The organism is Methyloceanibacter sp., from assembly GCF_041573655.1.
Lineage (GTDB): Bacteria > Pseudomonadota > Alphaproteobacteria > Rhizobiales > Methyloligellaceae > Methyloceanibacter.
In genome coordinates this window covers 1-3,472 of the sequence record NZ_JBFFQD010000089.1, presented here as the reverse complement: position 1 = coordinate 3,472, position 3,472 = coordinate 1, and the positions used below count along the sequence as shown (strand labels likewise).

The 3,472-nt window shown below is 63.0% G+C and carries 1 protein-coding gene and 2 pseudogenes; 2 read left to right on the top strand and 1 reads right to left on the bottom strand.

Annotated features, from left to right (window positions below; genetic code table 11):
* Window positions 1-2,035, top strand: a pseudogene (locus ABY454_RS12120) (vitamin B12-dependent ribonucleotide reductase); the annotation flags it as partial.
* 44 nt (window positions 2,036-2,079) lie between these two features.
* A complete protein-coding gene (locus ABY454_RS12115) occupies window positions 2,080-2,544 on the top strand; it encodes a hypothetical protein (protein WP_372930999.1) in 465 nt (154 codons plus the stop codon).
* A gap of 614 nt (window positions 2,545-3,158) precedes the next feature.
* Here ABY454_RS12115 and ABY454_RS12110 read toward each other — a convergent pair.
* Window positions 3,159-3,472: pseudogene (locus ABY454_RS12110) on the bottom strand (hypothetical protein); the annotation flags it as partial.

Here is a 3,472-nt window from a genome sequence, read left to right as displayed (position 1 = left end):
CTCCGGCATTCCTTACGACTCCGACGAAGGCCGGGCGCTGGGCGGTGCGCTGACCGCGATCATGACCGGCGTCTCTTATGCCACCAGCGCGGAAATGGCCCGCGAACTCGGTCCCTTCCTCGGCTACGAAGATAACCGCGAGCAGATGCTGAAGGTCATCCGCAATCATGCGCGGGCCTCGCGTGGCGAAAGGGACGGCTATGAAGCCCTCTCGACCCCCCCGGTGCCGCTCGACCATGCGGCCTGCCCCGACCCGCGGCTCTTGGCCCACGCCCTGCGCGCCTGGGATCAGGCGCTCGAGCTCGGCCGCGACTACGGCTATCGCAACGCGCAAGCCACGGTGATCGCGCCGACCGGCACGATCGGCCTGGTGATGGACTGCGACACCACCGGCATCGAGCCGGACTTCGCCTTGGTGAAGTTCAAGAAGCTCGCCGGCGGCGGCTACTTCAAGATCATCAACCGCATGGTGCCGGAGGCCTTGAGCGGCCTCGGCTACGGCGAAGACGATATCAAGGAGATCATCGACTATGCGGTCGGGCGCGGCACGCTTGCCGGCGCGCCGGGCGTCAATCACGAGACGCTTGCCGAAAAGGGCTTCTCGCCGGAGAAGATCAAAACGATCGAAGAGGCGGTCGCCTCGGCCTTCGACATCAAGTTCGTCTTCAACAAATGGACCCTTGGCGAGGCGTTCTGCACCGAGGACCTCGGCCTTGCCGCGGACCGGCTGGACCAAGCCGATTTCGATCTTCTGGCGGAAATCGGCTTCTCGAAGGCCGATATCGATGCCGCCAACGAGTATGCCTGCGGGGCCATGACGCTCGAAGGCGCGCCGGGGCTCAACGCGGAGCACTTGCCGGTGTTCGACTGCGCGAGCCCCTGCGGCCGCAAGGGCACCCGCTTCTTGTCGGTGGAAAGCCACATCCGCATGATGGCGGCGGCACAGCCCTTCATCTCGGGCGCCATCTCCAAGACCATCAACATGCCGACCGATGCGAGCGTCGAGGACTGCAAGGAGGCTTATCTCCTGTCCTGGCGCTTGGCCCTGAAGGCGAACGCGCTCTATCGCGACGGCTCCAAGCTGTCCCAACCGCTCAACGCGCAACTCCTGGCCGACGACGAAGACGAGCAAGACGAGCTGCTGACGGCGGTCGCCTCCGATCAGCCGGCCGTGCAGCGCGCCGCCGTGGTCACCGAACGCATCGTGGAGCGGATCGTCGAACGGGCCCGCGAGGCCGCAGATCGGGAGCGCCTGCCCCACCGGCGCAAGGGATATACCCAAAAAGCCGTGGTCGGCGGTCATAAGGTCTATTTAAGAACTGGCGAGTATGCCGATGGTCGGTTGGGCGAGATCTTTATCGATATGCACAAGGAAGGCGCTGCTTTCCGCTCGCTCATGAACAACTTTGCGATCGCGGTGTCCGTCGGCTTGCAGTACGGCGTGCCGCTGGAAGAGTTCGTCGATGCCTTCACCTTTACGCGCTTCGAGCCAGCTGGTCCCGTGCGCGGGAACGAAGCCATCAAGAACGCCACCTCGATCCTCGACTATTTGTTCAGAGAGCTCGCAGTTTCTTATCTTGGCAGGTACGAGCTCGCCCATGTCGATCCAAGTGAGATCGGCAGCACAACCCTCGGTTCCGGCGATGCAGGCGAAGGCTCGCGTCTCCCGGAGGCCCTCGTCTCACCAGGCTTCACTCGTGGTCGCCTCGGTGAGCGTGCGTTCCTCACGCCGAGTAATGCGCAAGGCAGCGGTGCCCAAGCGCGTGCGTATCAGGCAGATGCCGACGATGACGCACTCCCGGACACCGCAAGCCTTGCCGTCGCACCTAACGACCCCTCTTCATCGGAGACGGTCGAGCATGTTGCTCTCGCCGTCGAATCACTCGCCGAGCGCGGCTCGTCAGTTCTGGTCGCCGAAGCCCGCGTTAAGGGTTATGAAGGGGAAGCGTGTGGAGAATGCGGTAACTTTACCCTCGTCCGCAACGGCACGTGTCTCAAGTGCGACACGTGCGGGTCGACGAGCGGTTGTAGTTAGAGAGTCTTGATTCAGCCAGAAACCCGATAGGAGGGGATCGTAAGATGGCAGCAGCGAAGAAGAAGCCCGCCAAGCGCAAGACCGCGAAGCGGAAAGTCGCCAGGAAGACGACGGCGCGTAAGACCGCCGCCAAACGCCGGACGACTGCACGTAAGACGACGGCTCGCCGCAAGGTCGCGCGTAAGACAACGGCTCGCCGCAAGGTCGCACGGAAGGCCGTTCGCCGGAAAACGGCGCGGAAGGCCGTTCGCCGGAAAACGGCGCGGAAGGCCGTTCGCCGGAAAACGGCGCGGAAGGCCGTTCGCCGGAAAACGGCGCGGAAGACCGTTCGCCGGAAAACGGCGCGGAAGACCGTTCGCCGGAAAACGGCGCGGAAGACCGTTCGCCGGAAAACGGCGCGGAAGACCACTGCTCGCCGTAAGACGGCAGCCGCCAAGAAGCGGACCGTTCGCAAGACCGGCGCCGCAAAGCGCAAGACTGCGAAGCGTAGAGTCGCTCGCAATCGCTAGTTTTTACAAAGGGCGCGGGGGGCAACTCCCGCGCCTTTTTTCTTTTTTATCAATACGTTAGAATGCGCTGCCCTGGGGCCAACTCCGGGGCTTTTTGTTGCCTGATCGCCGCATCTACGACGCGAAGCAACAGGCAATCCGCGGAACCGGATCGCAAGGCAACCTGCGTTCATGCCAACCGCCAAACCCAGGTGCACCTCGAAGCGCTGACCTCTCTGCAATGAGCGCTCGTTTAATTCTGCAATTGCATCACGCAACCTGACGCACCGCGCCTTGCGCCACACTGTCAGCGCAACAGAGTGGACATGCCGCGCCGTGCATCAACCTTGCGCGCGACAGAACAAACATGCCGCGCGCTGTGCAAGCAGGTCTCAAAACATCCAATGCTGTTGTGCCATTGCCGCATGTCGCGACGGCGTTGTGGACAATTGCATCGTTGATGCATCGATTGCACGCAACGTCGCTCGAGCGAACCGCGCGCACGATGCGCTAACGGTTTCGACCATGCGTGAACGCCAGATGCGGACTTCGAACTGCGGAGTTTGAGATACGCAGAGCGACGCGGAGACAAAAATGCAGCCATGCACGAGACCGAAGCGTGGCGTCGCGTGCCGTCAGCTTGCGCCGGGCTCATCGTCGGCCGGCACCGCCTCGAAACCCTCTTCGGCGATCACGGTCCATAGCGCGGACAGGGCCGAATCAAGGCTGGCCTCATCTGCGGCGCGAATCACTACGTGGGTTCCAAGCCGATTTTTTTCAAAAAATGGGTAGGAACCCATCTGAACCTCCGGATGTGCCGCCTGGAGGGCGCCCAGCGGAGGGGCGATATCGCCCTCGGGTGCATCGATCCGAACGCTGCGCGAGATGATGGGGCGCCCCTTGGCAAGCCTCGGGACGACCTCGTCCAGCATCACCTGCATGACGCGGG